Source organism: Paraburkholderia sp. SIMBA_027 (assembly GCF_046535315.1).
Classification (GTDB): domain Bacteria; phylum Pseudomonadota; class Gammaproteobacteria; order Burkholderiales; family Burkholderiaceae; genus Paraburkholderia; species Paraburkholderia tropica.
The window spans coordinates 1-390 of the sequence record NZ_JAWRWY010000156.1 but is presented as its reverse complement, the minus strand read 5'-3'; the positions used below and the strand labels follow the sequence as shown (position 1 = coordinate 390).

Genomic DNA, 390 nt, shown 5'->3' with positions numbered 1-390 from the left:
ATTCTCTTAAAGCAATGAAATTAATAGCAAGTATAGAAAGAGATTTTAATGAAAGTATACAAATTAAAGAACTATTTACAGAGCCCACCATAAAGAATTTAGCCGCAATTATTGACGCTACAGCCGTAAATCCGAGCGAACAGATTGAAATAACAAATCTTAGCTCAAAAGAATTTTACCCATTATCTTCAGTACAAAAAAGAATGTATATGCTTCATAAATTAGACCCAGCAAGTTTAAATTACAATATCTCCACAGCTATAGAAATAGAAGGAAAAGTAAACGTCAGGAAGTTACAGGGTGCTATCCATAACATTATCAAAAGGCATGAAAGCTTACGAACATACTTTGATGAAGTGAATGGAAAGCTAGTTCAAAAAATAGAAGAAC

The 390-nt window shown here is 31.8% G+C and carries 1 protein-coding gene; it reads left to right on the top strand.

All coding sequences use genetic code 11. From position 1 onward, the window contains the following. Positions 1 to 390 (top strand): condensation domain-containing protein (locus SB764_RS38570; RefSeq protein ID WP_410866545.1); only part of this gene is annotated, 390 nt, incomplete at both ends.